This window comes from Neobittarella massiliensis (ex Bilen et al. 2018) (genome assembly GCF_900289145.1).
In the GTDB taxonomy this organism is placed as follows: Bacteria; Bacillota; Clostridia; order Oscillospirales; family Ruminococcaceae; genus Neobittarella; species Neobittarella massiliensis.
The window spans coordinates 1-17,562 of the sequence record NZ_OKQO01000007.1; the positions used below are offsets into that span (position 1 = coordinate 1).

A 17,562-nucleotide genomic window follows, 5' to 3' on the forward strand; every position below is an offset into this window, starting at 1 on the left:
CGTTCGTCCTGAGCCAGGATCAAACTCTTTATCATAGTTGTATCTAAACAGACTCACGCCTGTCCAAATCTAGCTCATTTCAAACTCTAACGTTTAAAATTACTTGAATGATTTCTTTATCTAGAAACCTAGAATCTTGGGTTCCGTTCAAGCTTTAGTATTGTTCAATTTTCAAGGTCCGTGTGGTCCAGCGCCTCGTTTAGCGCTGTTCCCTATTCTATCATGCGACCGCCAGTTTGTCAACACCTTTTTGAGATGTTTTTTCGCCGGAGCTTTTCGCCCCTGCCGACAAACCTGACTGTTAGGCCGTTTTCTTGACCCTCTGTCGCTGACAGCTTGTTTATATTACCACACCCCTTACCACCTGTCAACGCCTTTTTTACATCTTTTTTGCAAGAGAGCAAACTTTTTTGACCGCTTATACGCAAAGTAAAATCAAGCCCCGTTACATGCCCCATTTGGGGCTCATTTATCTACTATCTGGATAACTGTACTGTGCTTCTATTGCCAGTGGTTTTGTTTTTTGCTATACTTGCTCCCATACGGAGCCGCGTATGGCCCCTTGAGTTCCCTATATATAGAAAGAAGTGATCCCGTGCCCATCAATATACCCGCTTCACTGCCGGCGGTACAGACGCTCATCTCCGAAAACATTTTCATCATGTCGCAGGAGCGAGCCTGTTCGCAGGATATACGTCCCCTTAAGATCGCCATCCTCAACCTGATGCCAAAAAAGATCGAGACCGAAACTCAACTGCTGCGGGTGCTCTCTAACTCCCCTATTCAGGTAGACGTGGAGTTGGTGCAAACCGCCACCTATACTTCTAAGAATACGCCCGGCGACCACCTGCTCAAATTCTATAAGACCTTCGACGACATCAAAGACCAGCGCTTTGACGGCATGATCATCACCGGCGCCCCGGTGGAGCAGATGGAGTTTGAGGAGGTAAACTACTGGCCAGAACTCTGCGAGATCATGGAGTGGTCAAAATCCCACGTGTACTCCACCTTCCACATCTGCTGGGGGGCGCAAGCCGGTCTGTACTACCACTACGGTATCGGCAAGGTACCGCTGCCGCAAAAGATGTTTGGCGTATTTCGGCACAAGGTGCTCGCCCCCAGCCATCCGCTGCTCACCGGCTTTGACGAGTACTTTTATGCCCCCCACTCCCGCCACACCACTATTTTACGGGAAGATATCGATGCTGAGCCGGGGCTGGAACTGCTGACCTGGTCGTCCGAGGCGGGCGTGCACATCGTGGCCAGCAAAAACGGGCGCCAGTTCTTCGTCACCGGCCACTCGGAATACGACCGCACCACTTTGGCCGGCGAGTACTTTCGCGACCGGGAGCAGGGGCTTGCGATCGCGCTGCCGCAAAACTACTTTGACGGCGACGACCCCGAGGGGGAGATTCCCTTTGTGTGGCGTGCAGCTGGCAGCCTGCTCTACACCAACTGGCTCAACTACTTTGTGTACCAGCAGACCCCCTACGACCTGCAGCAGCTGCGCCAGCTGGAGATATAGTGATCAAGCGCTCTGTGCCTATACACGGCACAGAGCGCTTTTTGCTGTCTTTTTAAGGATATCACCTGGACAGGAGATCTTTCATGCGGGTGAGGATCTTCTTTTCCCGCCGCGATACCTGCACCTGGGTCATGCCCAGCGTACTGCCCACATCGGCCTGCGTCTTTTCCTGGAAGTAGCGCAGCACGATGATCTGCCGCTCCACCGGCTCCAGCTTGTCCACCACCTCTTTGAGCGAGATGAGATCCCCCACCTCTTCTTCTATCGAGTGTACGGGGATATCGATGACCTGGCCGCTCTCGTCGGTGGCCGTCAGCGATATCGTGGGATTGTATACGCCGATGGCCTCCACCACCTTTTCCTCGTCCAGCTCCAGTGCCTGGGCCAGTTCGGTCACGGTGGGTTCGCACCCCTTTTGGTGGGCCAGCTTTTCCCGCTCGCGGGCCACCTTCATCGAGGTCTCTTTCAGCGAACGGCTCACCTTTACCGCGCCGCCGTCGCGAAACAGCCGCTTGATCTCCCCCAATATCACCGGCACGGCATAGGTGGAGAATTTAAAACCCCGGCCGGGGTCAAAGCCGTCACAGGCCTTTACCAGCCCCATGCACCCGGCCTGAAACAGGTCGTCGTACTCCACGCCGCGGCCGCGGAACCGGCCGGCGCAGGCGTGCACCAACCCCATATTCTGCGCAATAAAGTCATCCCTTTGAACGGATCCTCTTTTCAAGATAGACCGTCGTCCCCTTTCCGGGCGTACTTCTCACTCTCATCTTGTCGGTAAACGCCTCCATCACCGCAAAGCCCATACCGGCGCGCTCTCCCGTCTCGCAGGTGGTGTAGAGTGGCTCCACCGCCTTTTGCACATCCTCGATGCCGCAACCAGTGTCGCGAATAGTCAGGCGCACGACACTGTCGGCATAGATGCGGGCCGATATGTACACTCTGCCGATCTGGTCTTTGTACCCGTGCACGATGCTGTTGGTCACCGCCTCGCTGACGGCGGTCTTTATGTCGCTTATCTCCTCCACGGTGGGGTCCAGCTGGGCCACAAAGGCCGAGACCGCCACCCGGGCAAACCCCTCGTTGGCCGACCGGCTCTCAAAGGTCAGCTTCATCTCGTTGATCGCTTTCATCAAATCCTCCTAATCGATGCTCATCAGCTTGTTAAGGCCCGACAGCAGAAATACCCGCCGGATGTTGCCGCCGGCCCCCTGTACCCGCAGCTCGGCGCCGGTCTGCGCGAGCAGCCGGTAGCGGCCCATGCACAGCCCCACGCCCGACGAGTCCATAAACCCCACGTCAGAAAAATCCAGTATCACCACTTTGGGCTGCTTGCGCTCGATCTGGCGGTCGATGGTATCGCGAAAATAGGCGGCGCTGTGGTGGTCGATCTCACCCTGCAGATAGCAGGTGAGCACCTCGTCGCCCTCTATGTGTACATGCATATGCGCTCTCCGTTCCTTTCTGTCATCCGGGCCTGGCAGCCAGCACTGCCTGTCCTATTTTTGCCAAACAAAAAAAGAAGCGACCCTCTACCGACTATAGTAGAGGGTCGCTTTAAAATATTTTGCCGAATACCGGCGCTCTCGCTATTTTTTCTGCCGGGCCACCAGCAGGCCCCGCACCTCCGAGGCCAGATACAAAGACCCGCAGAACACCAGCAGGTCGTCTGCACCGGATCGCTCAAAGGCGGCCTGCACGGCTCTGTCCAGTTGGTGCCAGCTGCTCACCTGGCGGCAGTGGCCGGCAAAGATGGCGGCCAGCTGCTCGCTATTCACCGCACGGCTGTTGTGGATGTCCACCAGCAGGATCTCGTCAAACAGTGGGCCGGCCAGAGCGGCGATACCGGCGGCATCTTTGTCGTTTAACATGCCCATTACGGCAATGCGCCGCCCACCGGGCGGCAGCTGCGCCGCTTCTACCGCCCGGCACAGCGCCTGTGCGCCCGAGAGGTTGTGCGCCCCGTCGAGCACCACCAGCGGCTTTTGGCCCAGTACCTCCAGCCGGGCGGGGAACCTGGCCGCCGCCAGCCCCTGCTGCACAGCCGTCGGCGGTATCTCAAAGCCCTGCTGCCGCAGCTGCTCGATAACAGCCAGCACCACCGCCGCGTTTTTTATCTGGTGCGCCCCGCCAAATGGGATACGCAGCTGCTGGCCGCGGTAAGCTATGTCGTTGCCCAGCAGATCGCTCTTGTGCACCTGGATATCCGCCATGTCCGGCAGTACCAGCGGACAATCCTGTGCCGCCGCCTGCGCGCAGATGACTTGCAGCGCCCCCACCGGCTGGTCGGGGTAACACACCACCGGGCGGCCCGGCTTTAAGATACCGCACTTCTCGGCGGCGATCTGCTCCACCGTGTCCCCCAATATTTTGGTGTGATCCAGACTGATGGAGGTGATGGCGCAGCACAGCGGCTCTCTGATGACGTTGGTGGCGTCAAAGCGGCCGCCCAGCCCCACCTCCAAGCAGACGACGTCCAGGTCCTGCCGGGCAAACCAGCAAAAGGCGATGGCGGTAGTGATCTCGAAGGCAGTCACGTAGTCGCCGGCGGCCTCCATCTCGTCGCACACCCGCTTGATCTCGGTCACCAGCTGTGCCAGCTCCTGGCGGGAAATCATCTGCCCATTTACCTGAAAGCGCTCCCTGAACTCCAGCACGTAGGGTGAGATATTCATCCCCACCCGGTAGCCCGCCGCCTGTAAGATACCGGCAGTCATCACGGTGGTGGAACCCTTGCCATTGGTGCCGGCGATGTGTATGCAGCGCAGTCTGTCCTGCGGGTCTCCCAGGCGGTGCATCAGCTGGCGCATGCGCGCAAGGCCCGGCTTTTTGACAAAGCGGTCGCGCCCCTGCACATACGCCTCTGCCTGGCGCCAGTCTAACACAGCTCCTCCGCCGCGCCGTCGTCCGCCGGCAACTTTTGGCAGTCGTTATAGCTGCCGATCACAACACCTTTCTTTACCGGCGCCAGCAAAAAGCCAAGCAGCGCCCCCAACATCATAAACCAGGTGGCGAAAAAGAAACCCTGCCACTTTTTCACGGTCATTCCCTCCCTCTTCTATACAGAGAGGGGCGGAGAACTGCTCTCCGCCCCTCTTTTTTATGATACCAGAGCAGCCAGGCTCTCCTCGATCTTGGCTAGTTTCTCCTGGGCGCGTGCCAGCTTGTCCCGCTCGGCGTTTACCACCTTTTCCGGTGCCTTGGCCACAAAGCTCTCGTTTTGCAGCTTGCCGCTGACGATCTGTATCTCGCGCTCGCATCCGGCCTTTTCTTTTTCCAGCCGGGCGCGTTCCTTCTCTTTATCCACCAGCTCGTCCATGGGGATGCCGATCTTGGCCGCGTCGGTGATGGCCATCACCATGCCCTCCAGCGGCAGGCTGCTCGCCACCTCTACCTCGCTGGCCGAGGCCAGGCGGCCAAAGAATTCCTCGCCGCTCTTAAAGACCTCTACCTCGGCGGTCTCGATGTACACCTTGGCCTTTTTGGAAGGCGGTACGCCCAGCTCGCTGCGCCGGTTGCGGATGGCGCGGATAGCCCCCATGATCTTCTCAAAAGCGGCCTCCTCCTCAGCAAAGTGCAGCGCCTCGTCGTATTTCGGCCACTGAGCCACCACCAGTGCCTGGCCCTCGTGGGGCAGTGCCTGGTAGATCTCCTCGGTGATGTAGGGCATAAACGGGTGCAGCAGCTTCAGCGCTCCCGAGAACACGTAACACAGCACTTTCAGCGCATTGGTCTTGGTCTGGCCCGGGGTAGCCAGCCGCAGCTTAACGATCTCGATATACCAGTCGCACAGGATGTCCCACACGAAATCGTGCACCTTGGTCACCGCCATACCCAGCTCGTACTTATCTAGGTTGGCCGTCACCTGCGCTGCCACATCGTTAAATTTAGACAGCAGCCACTTGTCCTCGATCTCCAGCGTATCGGGCAGGCCCAACTCGTCGGCAGTACCGTCCATATTCATGAGAATAAAGCGGGCGGCGTTCCACACCTTGTTAGCGAAGTTGCGGCTGGCCTTTACCTTGTCGTCGGAAAAGCGCATGTCGTTGCCGGGGCTGTTGCCGGTGGCCAGCGTCAGCCGCAGCGCGTCGGCGCCGTACTGGTCGATGATCTCCAGCGGGTCGATGCCGTTACCCAGTGATTTAGACATTTTGCGCCCCTGGGCGTCGCGCACCAGGCCGTGGATGAACACCGTCTTAAACGGCACCTCGCCCATCTGCTCGATGGAGGAGAAGATCATCCGCGCCACCCAGAAGAAGATGATATCGTAGCCGGTGACCAGCGTATCGGTGGGGAAGAAATAGTCGAGATCAGCCGTTTTTTCCGGCCAGCCCAGGGTGGAAAACGGCCACAGTGCCGAGGAGAACCAGGTGTCCAGCGTGTCCTCGTCCTGGCGCAGTTTACCGCCGCATTTGGGGCAGCGATCCGGGGCCTCTTTGGCGACGACCGTCTCGCCGCAGTCGTCGCAGTAATAGGCGGGGATGCGGTGTCCCCACCACAGCTGGCGGGAGATACACCAGTCTTTGATGTTCTCCATCCAGTTGTAGTAGATCTTGTCAAAGCGGGCAGGCACGAACTTGGTCTCGCCCGACCGCACCGCCTCGATAGCGGGCTTTGCCAGCGGCTCCATCTTCACGAACCACTGCTGCGAAGTCATTGGCTCCACCGTGGTGCCGCAGCGGTAGCAGGCGCCCACGTTGTGCTTGTGATCCTCGATCTTCACCAGATAGCCGCCAGCCTCCAGGTCGGCCACAATGGCTTTCCGTGCCACATACCGGTCCATGCCGGCATACTTGCCGCCCAGCTCGTTGATGGTGCCGTCGGCGTTCATCACGTTGATGATGGGCAGGTCGTGGCGGGCCCCCACCTCAAAGTCGTTGGGGTCGTGGGCGGGGGTGATCTTCACCACGCCGGTACCGAACTCCATGTCCACATAGCTGTCGGCCACCACCGGGATCTCTTTCTCCACCAGCGGCAGTATCACCTTTTTGCCCACCATAGCGGCATAGCGCTCGTCGTCGGGGTGTACCGCCAGCGCCGTGTCGCCCAGCATGGTCTCGGGGCGGGTGGGGGCGGTGATCATCTCGCCGCTGCCGTCGGCGTAGGGGTAGCGGATGTGCCAGAAGTGGCCGTCCTGCTCCTCGTACTCCACCTCGGCGTCAGAGATGGAGGTCTGGCAGTTGGGGCACCAGTTGACGATGCGCTCGCCCCGGTAGATGAGCCCCTTTTCGTACAGCCGGCAAAACACCTCGTTTACCGCCTGCGAGCACCCCTCATCCAGGGTGAAGCGCTCGCGATCCCAGTCGCAGGAGGAGCCCAATTTTTTGAGCTGCTCGACGATGCGGCCGCCGTACTGCTCTTTCCACTGCCAGGCGCGCTCTAAAAAGCCGTCGCGGCCCAGGTCGGCCTTAGACAGCCCCTCCTCTTTCATCGCCGCCACGATCTTGGCCTCGGTGGCGATGGAGGCGTGGTCGGTGCCGGGGATCCACAGGGCGCTGTACCCCTGCATGCGCTTGTAGCGGATGAGAATATCCTGCAGCGTCTCATCTAAGGCGTGGCCCATGTGCAGCTGGCCGGTGATGTTCGGCGGCGGAATGACGATGGTATACGGTTTTTTATCGGGGTCGATCTCGGCGTGGAAATACCCGCCAGACAGCCAAAAGTCGTAGATGCGGTCCTCGACTTGACTGGGGTCGTATTTTTTGTCCAGCTCTTTTGCCATGTGTGTTCCTCCTATTTTCTGCTCCGCCTTTGCCGGTACATACCCGCCCAAACACGGATAGCGGCTGGGCCTCTCGGGCCCGCCGCCTCGCTGTCTTTTTATTATGATAGAGGACGGGGGCCTTGTCAATACTTCCCCCTACAAAAGGCGCGCTTTTTCGCTGTACAGCTTTAAAATATGCGGGTCTATGGGCTCCAGTGGCCGCTTGGCCACCCCCTGCAGCACCTGCCCATCCAGCGTAAAGCGCGAGCCGTGGCAGGGGCACTCCCAGGTTTGCTCGGTCAGGTCAAAGCGCAATTTACAGCCCATGTGGGTACACCTCAGGCGCACCCCCTGCCAGCTGCCGCCGGCATCACGGTACAGCCCGTAGGTCTTGCCCGCCAGCTTTACCACCCGCACCTTGCGGGCAGCCCCGGCTGCAGCGTCACTTCTTCCCCGCCGTCCCGGGCACTCGCCATCGAAAAAAAGGCTCTTGACAGCCGCTGCACCGGTGGCGGCGTTCTCCCGCCAAAAGCCCTGCTGCCGCCAAGCTGGGCGCGCCAGCGCCAGCGGCCCGTACTGTCCACCGCCCTGTAAACAGTCTTCGGCCAACAGGTGGGCAGCAGCCGTGGCGCCGGTCATGCCCCATTTGCTAAAGCCAAAAGCGGCCAGCACCCGGCCGTCAGCCCCATCCAGCCGGCCCACATAAGGCATTTTGTCGGCGGTATCATAGTCCTGTGCCGTCCACTGCCAAAAGACGTCTCTCATGCGAAACTGCTCTTTGCCCCAGCGCTGCAGGGCGCCGTAACCCGGCCCCTGTTGCCCGGTGCGGTGGCTCTGGCCGGCCAGCACCAGGATATCGGTTCCCGGCACCTTTACCAAGGAGCGTGTCGGCCCTTCCAGCCGTATATAGCTGCCGCTAAACTCAAGCGGGCAGTGACCCGCAACCGCGTAGGAGCGGTAGGGGTATAGGCGCATAAACTGCGCTTTATCCCCCTCCCAAAACGGGTAGTGGGTACACACCAGTACCCGCTCGCCGCGGGCGGTGCCGCCCCCCTCGACCTGCAAAAGCACCTGCGCTCCGTCCCGCTGCAGCCCTATAGCCCGGCACCCCTCATAGACCTGGCCGCCCAGGCCGGTGATCTCTTTCGCCAGCAGTTGGCAATAGCGGCGGGGGTTTATCTGCCCCTGGCCGGGCAGTACCACCGCCGCAGCCATCGGTAGCGGTGCCGGTACCGACGAGGTGAGCTGGCAGTCGCCGCCCAGCGCCCCGATGAGTGCCGCCAACTGCCGCAGCCGCCCCACCTGGCCCGGCTGTTGGGTGTACAGGTAATCGCTCATCCGGTGATAAAGGCCCGGCTCCAGTTGCACGGCAGTGGCGGCGATCCACTCTTTGGCCGCCTGCAGCTGACTGTAAAAGGCGCGGGCGCGGGCACGGCCGCCCCTCGACACCGTGAGCAGGTCACCGCCGTGCAGGGCCGTCACCTTGCCGGTATTGTGGCCGGTGGCCCCGCTGCCCACCGCGCCGGTCTCCAGCACCAGCACCTGTTTGCCTTTCTGCGCCAGGAGCAGCGCCGCCGTGAGCCCGGCTACACCGCCGCCCACCACGATATACTGGGCCGCCAGTTCCCGCTGCACCGGCCCTCTGCGGGCCCCGGTATTTACATCTCCCAATTGGTGGCTCTCGTACTGCCAGTAGCTGTTCATCTATATCCCCCTCATTTCGGTCCGGGCTGTTTGTATCTGTGCTGAGTATGGGCGATCGGTCGGGCCGGCAAGCAGGCAGTCCATAAACTCTGCCAAAAATATCCGCTTACTTTTGTGCTTTCCTCTCAACTTTTTCCTGTGGGACCGTTGTCCTTGTTCCGCGCCGATACCCAGCTATACTGAAAACAGAAAGCTGCACACGATACGATCTAGAGGAGGTCACCCCTGTGGAAAAGAGAAAGCTCATTTTAGACGTGGATACCGGATCTGACGATTCGGTCGCCATTATCTGCGCTCTGCTGCGGCCCGAGTTCGAGGTGCTGGGTCTCACTACCGTCAACGGCAACCGCTGTGTCGACTACACCACCGAGAACACGCTGCGCATCTCCGAGCTGATGGGGGGCACTACGCCGGTATACCGCGGCTGTGCCAACACCTACATCTCCATCATGCTGGGACGCCGGCCCGGCTATCCCCGGCGCGACGGCTCCGGCCCGGCCAACAACGCCGGTGTCCACGGCGACTTTATCGACCAGTGCCCGCCGGCCACCATCAAAGAGCAGGAGATAGACGCTGTCTCCTGGCTGGTCAAAACGCTGATGGAGGCCGAAGACGACTCGATCACGCTGGTGCCCCTGGGGCCGCTAACCAACATCGCCCACGCGGTGGCCATCCAGCCCAAGATCGTAAACAAGGTACACGAGATCATGTACATGGGCGGCGGCTACAAGATCGGCAACAAGAGCGCCGTGGGCGAGATGAACGTCTGGCTCGATCCCGACGCCGCCCAAGTGGTGCTGTCGGCCGGTTTTAAAAAGATCACCTTCGTCCCGCTCGACGCCACTCACAAAGCCTATCTGCTGGCCGATGATGCCGCCCGCATCCGCGCCATCGGCACTCCGGCTTCCGACGTGTGCGCCAGCTTGATCGAGCAGCGCATCAAGGGCTACTCCACCTGGCAAAAAATGGTGGATACCGACGAGCTGGCCACCCCCCTGCACGACCCGCTGTGCGTCATGGCCCTGCTCGACCCCACCGTGCTGCAGGACGTAGTCCACGCCCACTGCGAGATCGACTGCGGTGGCGGGGCGGCCTACGGGCAGACTATTTTTGACATCTTTAACGGCCGGCTCGACGCGCTGCCCCCCAACTGCTATGTGGCCTTGAGCGCCGACCGCGAAAAATATGTCGACCTGCTCGTCGAGACCCTGCAGCGCAGCAAGTAGAGAGGCTGCCGCTATACAACCTCTGCTTTTATGCGGGCAGGCGCTCGCTGCCACCGCTCTATCTTCAAATCAGCAAAGCCCGTGTTCTCGCCCGCACCGCAATAAAAAATTGCCTCCTATTTATTTTTATTCCATATAACAGGCCAGAGGCCCGGCACGTGCGATCGCGTGTACCGGGCCTCTGGCCTGTACCTCTATGTATCTGCTCATAGCTCTCTATTTTCATGTCGAGTCAGTATTGGGCTGAGAGCTGGGGAGCCAGGGCTGGAGTCCGGTCTCTCAAAACAGATTGTCCTCCACCACCACGACCCGGTTCTTCCCCCGCTCCTTGGCGGCGTACAGCGCCCGATCGGCATTTTTGTAATACTGTTCATAAGTCAGTGGCCCACAGCCGATAAACACACCGATACTGGCGCGCACCGGAACACCACAGCGGTTCTCTCGGCTCAGGTCGTTCAGCAGGCGCCTGCTGACACGGTCCACCACCCGGTAGGGGCGCTGCAGATCGCCGATAAAGGCGGCAAACTCGTCGCCTCCCAACCGGTACACGATATCGCCGCTGCGAAACGCCCGCTGTAGCGCGCACACAAATTCCTGCAGCACCGCATCTCCGGTGTGGTGTCCACAGCTGTCGTTGATGCCCTTAAAGTCGTCCAGATCGATGATAAACAGGGCATTGTAGCGCCCGTTGCCGCCTGGGTGCTGTTTCAACTGCTGCTTTACCAACCGGCGCCCGGTAGCCACATTGTACACGCCGGTCAGCGGATCCTGTGCCGCGGCGCGCTCCAGCTGCTCCCGCCGCAGCACCTCCTGGTGTATATTTTTAAAAGAGCCCATCACCTGCCAGCTACCGGAATTCCGGTCCCGGTAGCGCCAAAAAGTAACATTGTACCAGCCAAATGTCTCATCCGGTGCCAGCCGGGCCAAAATATCACACCCGGCACTCTCCCCACCGGCCTCCAGGTGACCGATCACCTGCCGCAGCGCCTCGGCCCCTGCCTGCTGGATCATGCCCCGCTCCAGTAGGCCCCAAGGCATATCGGGCACTGTAGGCAGGGGCCGGCACCATTGGGCAGCGCCTTCACTCATGAACAGCGTCCGCCGGGCCAAGTCGTATTGGAACACTGCATCGGTGGTGTTTTTGAGCAGCAGCGCCTGCCGCTGCCAGCTCTCTTTCAGCTGCCCCTCCTGCTCCACCTCGCGGGTCACATCCTGCAGCACGCAGCCACAGCGCTCCCCGTCCAGCGGGTAGGTCCATATCTCCAGGTAGCGGTGCAAAAGCTGGCTGTAGCGCACACTGTGCTGGGGCCGCTTCGTCGTGTTGGCCCGGTGGCACATCCGCAGCCAGAGCAGATCGGCCTCCGGCAGTACCTCCAACAGCGGCCGATGTTCCAGCTGCCGGGTCTCCTTTTGTCCCAGCAGCTGACACAGGGCTAGGTTCACCCGGCAAAACAGCAGGTCTGCCGGGTGCCCCTCCCGGTCAAAAAGCACCTTCACTACCCCGGCAGGCAGGGGCATCGCGCCAAAGTGGTGGCACAGCCACTCATCTTCTAGCCGGCTGTCGGCCTCGGGGGCGCGGCAGCGCGCCGTCAGCCACACATGTCCCTCGGCGCACCGCCGCCACTGCACTGTGCCGCCGCACTGCGCCGTACCGCGCAAAAAGTGCAGTTCTGCCCCACCGCCAGTGGCCGGGTCTTCCCGATCTCGTATCTGTGTCCACACCGCACGCCACCGCGGCCGGTCTACAGGGCTCACCCGGCTCTCGGCCCTCTGCAGCGCCTGTTCCAGCGGCAGCTGCACACAGGGTTTCTGCCGCTCGTCGAGCTCCTGCCACACCTGTACGGTCTGTCGTGGCAGGTCTATCTCCCACACTGCGTCTGCCGTCTGGCACAGTACATCCAGCAGCGCCCGGTCCCCCGCTCCCGTCATATCCATCTGTCTCCTGCTCCTCTGCGCAGTGCGCGCACACCGCTGGCGTGCGGCAAAAGCCGTGTCACGCCCGCTGTCCGCCAGGCACCAAAAGTCGATACCGTCTAGTCTAGCACGGCCCTATACCGTAACCCGTCGAATTATAAGGCCTTACCGCCCACTGCCTGCCCCCCAACAATAAAAAAAGAGCCGCCCTGCGGCTGCTCTCACATTCTGTGTATCGAGGCACATACTATCGTCGGTCCGCACGCCTGTCGCGGTGGTAATGCCCGACCCCACGTTCACCGCACCAGCTGATCAGCCGGCACCACCGGTCCCAGTACCCGCCCCAGATGGCGCAGCTTATCCTGTGGCAGTATGCACACGTTCTGTGCGTGCCGGTTTACGGTGGCCAGCCGCAACCCGTGCCGGTCTCTGTGCAACCGGCGAATATAGCCCCGGCCGTTCAAATTGAATACCCCCACCTCTCCCGATGAGACCTGCCCGGCCTGTACGGCCAACAGATAGCCGTCGTACCACACCGGTTCCATAGCGCTGCCGTACATGCGAACCACAAAATCCGCCTGCCGGGCAATATCGCTGGCCTCTACCTGGATGTGCCGGATCTTGAGCTGGTCCAGCTGCAGTCCTGTCTGGTGCCTGTCGTCTTGCGCAGCTACCGTCACATAATAGGGCAGCGTCACCACGCCTCGATCCAGTTCTTCCCCCACCTGCAAAAACAGCTCAGCCATGCGGCAGAGGATCTGCCGCTGGTGCGCTGTGGCCGCTCGAAACTGCTGCAGCAGCGCGTATTCCTGGTGGCTGATGCTGATCAGCTGCTCCTCCGCCGCAAACAGCCCAATATCGTACTGGAGCCCATCGGCGCGGTAGGTGTCTGAAAAATAGCGGATCGGCACATCAAAGGTGCGGGCCAGCTTTTCGATGGTGGAGAGGGTCGGGTCTTTGGTGTCGCCCCGCAGCAGTTTGTTGATCGTCCCCACCGGCACACCGGAGTAGTCGGCGATCTTCTGTACTGTCAGCCCTTCTCTGTGTTTCAAAAATTGCAGTTTTTGCGATATATCCAGCGGCGCTGTGTGGTCAAAATCATCCGCACACGGGCAATTTTCTTTTATTTTTTGCATAAATCCTCCCCACATATTGACAGGTATTTCCAGGCTGCTAAAATGTCCATATTAGATAAACAGCCAGCCAAAAAGGAGATACGAAAAATGATCTGTAGTCAAAAAAGTTATGAGATGGTCACCCGTCCGGGAAACGTTGTATACGGTATCCGCTGTACCACCGGGCAGGAGTCACCGCTGTTTTTTGCCGACCCCACCAGCGCCGAGCGGGTAGTGGAGCTGTTTAATCGCTGCCAGCTCTCCCCCAACCAGTTTTTAGACGCACTGCGCGACGCCGTGTACGAAAATTTCTGCGGCCGGTAACTGTGCGATCTCACCAGTCTCAGTATACCAAAAATATCTTTGCCCGAACGGTTGTGTACCGTACTGCGGGCTTTTTTTATGCCGATCTTTGTGCACCGCCAACAAGTCGCCGGCAACACAACGCACAATTTGTCTCATAAATATATACAATATCCGCTATTTTTTATATTTTGCGATCTGATAATGTCTCCTGCTATCTGCAGATCAGATCGCCTTTTTGTCCATGTAGAGTCCTCCCGCTAAGAGCCATTTTCTTCTGGGTCCCCAACCGCGTTTTTACACCGCAGCGCGGCGCAGAGTCGGGTGGGCCGGACGAGCCAGATGAACCGGATGAGTCGGGCCGTTTGATAAGCGTCACCGCCACTCATTCCCGCCAGCCAAATAGCCGCAGGGCCATACCGGTCTGCGGGCCGGGGTGATTGTCCTCGGTACTGCCGGTAAAACCCGTCTCGGGGTCGATGCCGCAGCTGGTCAGCTGTTGTCGCAGAGCCGCCATCACCCGCTCTCCGTCCGGCCGCATGGGCAAGTTGAGGTCGTCGATCAGCAAAAAGGGAACTGCCGGCAAGCTGGCCGCCAGCTGTTTGAGCAACTCTACCGCCCGCTGCTCCGGCGCACAGATCCACTCGTCCCGGGGCCGTCGTCCCACCGCATAGCTCATCGCACCAGCAGTCCGTATCCGCTGGCCGGTGCAAAAGTGCAAGCTGCAGTCCGCTGTCAGCCGCAGCGGAGCCCAGCGCGCCGGCGGGGCCAGCGCCTCCTGTCGGCGCGTGCCGGTCAGCCGGCCAATTGGGCAGATAAAATACGGGATACCCAGTGCCCGTACCTGCGGCAGGTCCTCTGGCGCCACGGTAAACACTGCGCAGGCACAGGCGCCGCAGCTGATCTGGGCCTGCTCTTTGATCGGGTATGTCTCTGACTCACAGAAATCGAGGCCGCTGGTATCGGCCAGCGTATTTGCCTCGTAGCGAAAGCCCTTCGAGCCGCAGGGGAGTATCTCGTGCACGGCGGCACAGTCCCGCAGCGCTTTTACCGCAGTGCAGGTCAGCTGCCCTATGTGGCTGCGCTTATCCATGGGGCGGCCCACGGTACACACCAGATCGCCCGGCTGCGAGCAGGCAACCTGCAGCCCCGCCGGCGGGGCTTGTCCCACGACTACCACCCCGGTGGCGGTGCACAGCGGCGCACCGTATGTGCCGTAACCCGGGCGCACGATCTCCCCGCCGACCCCCACCGAGCGCACCTCATCCAGCACCCCGGCCAACACCCGCTCGGTGTGGGGCGAAGGCGCATAGCAAAAATCGGCATATACCGCCACCGGCACCGCACCGCTGGCGATCACCTCCATCAGCGCCACCTTTACTAAAAACACGCCGGCCCGCCGCGCATCGGTGGCAAAATCGTCCTCCGGCAGCGCTCCTACTGCCCCGGTCGAGTCGCAGGCGAACGCCAATAGCTGCCCTGCCGCGCGGCAGAGCGTCAGATCTCTAAATCGGTATAGGTCCGGTTTTTTCTGGTCCTCCACAAACATCACCGAGTGGCTGCACATAGAGCCATCTCCTCTCTGGCGCCCCGCCAGGGGGCGCCCGCCAAGCGGGCCTGCCAACTTGTGCCGCGGGGCCTGCCACTGCCGCGTTTCACACCAAAACGACCGGTCTCTGTTGTCGCAAAAGGCGAAATTGATCCGCATAGACCGCTTTTATATTGTGGGTCCTCTGCGAAAATGATAGAATATATTTATAAAATTTTCAAGATGGGAGATGGATTTTTTGACGAGAAAAGACAAAATCTTGGGTGCTCTGCTGGGCGCGGCCATCGGCGACGCGATGGGTGCCGTCACCGAGACCAAGACGACCCAAGCCATCGTACAGCGTCACGGCGGTTTCGTGACCAGTCTGGTCGACCCGGTGTGCGACTGTTTTGCCCACAACAACCGCCGGGGCATGGTGACCGATGACTTCAGCCTGGTCTATCTGATTGGTCTGGCCTATATCAAAGAGCAGGGCCGGGTCGATCAAAAAACTTTTGAGCAGGTGCTCATCGACTGGTCGATGCTCGACCAGTATTTCCTCGACCACTCCGGCCCCAACACCAAAGTCGAGATCCTGCGCCTAAAAGGCGAGATTCCGGTAGACAAATACGCCCACTTAAAGACCCGCAACCACCTTATCACCAACGGCACAGCCATGAAGGCGGCACCTATGGGCTTTATGAACCCCGGCGACTACGATCGTGCCATCACCGAGACCATCGCCATGTGTATGCCCACCCACCCCACCGATGTGGCCATCTCGGCGGCGGCCGCTGTCTCCTGTGCCGTATCTGAGGCCATGACCGAAAGCACCAGTAAAGACAAGATCATACAGGCGGCCCTCTACGGGGTCAAAGAGTCCTGCCGGCGGGTGCGGGATACCGCCTACCAGGTCTCCGGCGCCAAGATGGACCGCCGCATCGAAATGGCCGTTGAGCTGGGCTTGCGCTACTGTCACGACACCGAGCGCCTGCTGTGGGAGCTAGCCTCGCTGGTGGGTACTTCACTGGTCTGTACCGAGTCGGTTGCCGCTCTATTCGGGCTGTTTATCGCCGCCAAGAACGCCTTCGATATGGTGGTACTGGGGGTAAATGCCGGCGGCGACACCGACTCGATGGCCTCTATCGGCGGGGCCATCTACGGCGCCTACGAAGGGCCCGGCTCCTTCTCCGACGCCGACCGACAGCTCATCGAACATATGAATTTCAGCGACCGCGACCTCACCCGTCACTTCGACATCCTGGGCATGGCCGATCAGCTGGACGCGATCATCGATAAAAGGAGGATACCGGCATGATAGAACGCAAACTGTACGGCTGTATCGCCGGTGCCGCGGTGGGAGAAGCCATGGGCGCCGCCACCGCCACCTGGACCACCGACATGATCCGCGCCGCCCACGGCGGCTACCTCACCACCCTGCAAAAGCCGCCGGTCTCCACCAAGTGTAAGGGCCGCTTTGTCGCCGGGCAGCCCGGTGACGCCTTTACCTTCTCCTGGCAGCTGTTGGGCCGCTTTGTGGCCGACGGCGAGATACACGGCGAACACGCCGCAGCCGAGGAGCTGCTCACCTGGGGGGCCGATCCCGACCATTTAGACAGCGCTGGCTATGTGACCCGCGAGTCGTACTGCGCGCTGGCCGGCATCGATACCGGCTACCGCTACCCGTTTCTCACTTTCGACCACCACAAGATCTCAAACGAGGCGGCGGCCCGCACCGCAGCTGTGGCGGTATTTTACCCCGGCGACTGCGAGACAGCCTGCCAGAAAGCGATCATGGTGTATAAAAACATCTACAACAACATGGTCTCGCTCTCTGGTGCTGGCGCTATGGCCGCTGCTATCAGCGAGGCGCTGCGCGAAAGCGCCACCTGTCACTCGGTGCTGGCTGCTGCCGTACACGGCGCCCGTCGCGGCTACGATATCGCCGACAGCTACCGCGCTCAGCCCGCCGCCTGTCCCCTGGTCAGCCGCCGCATCGAACTGGCCATCGAGATCGGGCTCAAATATCAAAATGACTTCGATCGCGCCATAGCCGAGATCGAGGCCTGTGTGGGCAACAGCTCTGCTGCCAATGAGTCGGTCCCCGCCGTATTTGGTTGCCTGGCCGCCACCGGTGGCAGCGCCGCAGCGCTGACAATGGCCGTCAATCTGGGCAACGATACCGATATGATGGGCGCTATGGCAGGGGCTCTGGTCGGGGCGCTCGACCCCGAAGCGCTCTCACCGGCAGATATTCAGCTCGTCAGTGCGGTCGGCAGCTACGATTTTGCCACCATGGCCGCCAACATCGCCCACCAGATACAGGGCTAAAATCACCTTACAGCTACCAAAAGAGGACCGGACGAATCGTCCGGTCCTCTTTTATGATAGTCAGCGCAAGATCGCAGATCCGGGGCAGAGCGCACAACAGACGATCATCTGCTGCCCGCCTTTTTTAAAAACGATCCGCGCGGGGCAAAGCCCCATGCAAAAAAGCTGTGCCAACCTCGCCGACCGCAGAATGATTCTCCTCTATTGTCGCT

15 protein-coding genes are annotated in these 17,562 nt (G+C 60.3%); 5 read left to right on the plus strand and 10 right to left on the minus strand.

What is annotated here, in order from left to right; genetic code table 11:
• The first annotated feature begins 595 nt into the window (after window positions 1-595).
• Entirely contained in the window at window positions 596-1,525 is a 930-nt protein-coding gene (metA, locus tag C6Y32_RS10475; RefSeq protein WP_105205217.1) for a homoserine O-acetyltransferase MetA, read from the plus strand.
• Between the two features lie 61 nt (window positions 1,526-1,586).
• On the opposite strand, the gene C6Y32_RS10480 is transcribed toward metA, so the two are convergent.
• From C6Y32_RS10480 to C6Y32_RS10505, 7 genes are all read right to left on the minus strand, one after another.
• Window positions 1,587-2,252 (minus strand): sigma-70 family RNA polymerase sigma factor, encoded by a 666-nt coding sequence (locus C6Y32_RS10480; protein ID WP_105205218.1) that lies wholly within the window; start codon window positions 2,250-2,252, stop codon window positions 1,587-1,589.
• Window positions 2,224-2,658 (minus strand): anti-sigma F factor, encoded by a 435-nt coding sequence (spoIIAB, locus tag C6Y32_RS10485; protein WP_105205219.1) that lies wholly within the window; start codon window positions 2,656-2,658, stop codon window positions 2,224-2,226. The genes C6Y32_RS10480 and spoIIAB overlap by 29 nt, the downstream gene beginning before the upstream one ends.
• 9 nt (window positions 2,659-2,667) lie before the next feature.
• Entirely contained in the window at window positions 2,668-2,970 is a 303-nt protein-coding gene (locus tag C6Y32_RS10490; RefSeq protein ID WP_105205220.1) for an STAS domain-containing protein, read from the minus strand.
• A 144-nt stretch (window positions 2,971-3,114) separates the two neighbouring features.
• Window positions 3,115-4,410, minus strand: coding sequence for a bifunctional folylpolyglutamate synthase/dihydrofolate synthase (locus C6Y32_RS10495; protein ID WP_105205221.1), 1,296 nt, complete (start codon window positions 4,408-4,410; stop codon window positions 3,115-3,117).
• Complete coding sequence (locus C6Y32_RS15400; RefSeq protein ID WP_164998228.1) at window positions 4,404-4,565, minus strand: hypothetical protein; 162 nt, start codon at window positions 4,563-4,565, stop codon at window positions 4,404-4,406. Before C6Y32_RS15400 ends, C6Y32_RS10495 begins: the two co-directional genes overlap by 7 nt.
• Before the next feature lie 60 nt (window positions 4,566-4,625).
• Complete coding sequence (locus C6Y32_RS10500) at window positions 4,626-7,247, minus strand: valine--tRNA ligase (RefSeq protein WP_105205222.1); 2,622 nt, start codon at window positions 7,245-7,247, stop codon at window positions 4,626-4,628.
• A 138-nt stretch (window positions 7,248-7,385) separates the two neighbouring features.
• Window positions 7,386-8,933: an FAD-dependent oxidoreductase gene (locus C6Y32_RS10505; RefSeq protein WP_105205223.1), complete on the minus strand. Its 1,548-nt coding sequence runs from the start codon at window positions 8,931-8,933 to the stop codon at window positions 7,386-7,388.
• Window positions 8,934-9,160: 227 nt separating this feature from the next.
• Here C6Y32_RS10505 and C6Y32_RS10510 point away from each other — a divergent pair, with 227 nt between their 5' ends.
• Window positions 9,161-10,159: a nucleoside hydrolase gene (locus C6Y32_RS10510; protein ID WP_105205224.1), complete on the plus strand. Its 999-nt coding sequence runs from the start codon at window positions 9,161-9,163 to the stop codon at window positions 10,157-10,159.
• Window positions 10,160-10,438: 279 nt separating this feature from the next.
• Here the strand turns inward: C6Y32_RS10510 and C6Y32_RS10515 are convergent, their stop codons facing one another.
• Together C6Y32_RS10515 and C6Y32_RS10520 are read right to left on the minus strand one after the other, a co-directional pair.
• A complete protein-coding gene (locus C6Y32_RS10515; protein WP_105205225.1) occupies window positions 10,439-12,094 on the minus strand; it encodes a GGDEF domain-containing protein in 1,656 nt (551 codons plus the stop codon).
• A 275-nt stretch (window positions 12,095-12,369) separates the two neighbouring features.
• Window positions 12,370-13,209, minus strand: coding sequence for an XRE family transcriptional regulator (locus tag C6Y32_RS10520; RefSeq protein WP_164998229.1), 840 nt, complete (start codon window positions 13,207-13,209; stop codon window positions 12,370-12,372).
• Between the two features lie 87 nt (window positions 13,210-13,296).
• Between C6Y32_RS10520 and C6Y32_RS10525 the strand changes: the two genes are divergently transcribed.
• Window positions 13,297-13,512 carry a hypothetical protein gene (locus C6Y32_RS10525; RefSeq protein ID WP_105205227.1) on the plus strand — a complete coding sequence of 72 codons (216 nt, stop codon included), beginning with the start codon at window positions 13,297-13,299 and terminating at the stop codon, window positions 13,510-13,512.
• A gap of 364 nt (window positions 13,513-13,876) precedes the next feature.
• Here C6Y32_RS10525 and C6Y32_RS10530 read toward each other — a convergent pair whose 3' ends face one another.
• Complete coding sequence (locus C6Y32_RS10530) at window positions 13,877-15,058, minus strand: AIR synthase related protein (RefSeq protein WP_105205228.1); 1,182 nt, start codon at window positions 15,056-15,058, stop codon at window positions 13,877-13,879.
• Between the two features lie 220 nt (window positions 15,059-15,278).
• Between C6Y32_RS10530 and C6Y32_RS10535 the strand changes: the two genes are divergently transcribed.
• Together C6Y32_RS10535 and C6Y32_RS10540 are read left to right on the plus strand one after the other, a co-directional pair.
• Window positions 15,279-16,337, plus strand: coding sequence for an ADP-ribosylglycohydrolase family protein (locus C6Y32_RS10535; RefSeq protein ID WP_164998230.1), 1,059 nt, complete (start codon window positions 15,279-15,281; stop codon window positions 16,335-16,337).
• Entirely contained in the window at window positions 16,334-17,350 is a 1,017-nt protein-coding gene (locus C6Y32_RS10540) for an ADP-ribosylglycohydrolase family protein (protein WP_105205230.1), read from the plus strand. The genes C6Y32_RS10535 and C6Y32_RS10540 overlap by 4 nt, the downstream gene beginning before the upstream one ends.
• The last annotated feature ends 212 nt before the right edge of the window (window positions 17,351-17,562 follow it).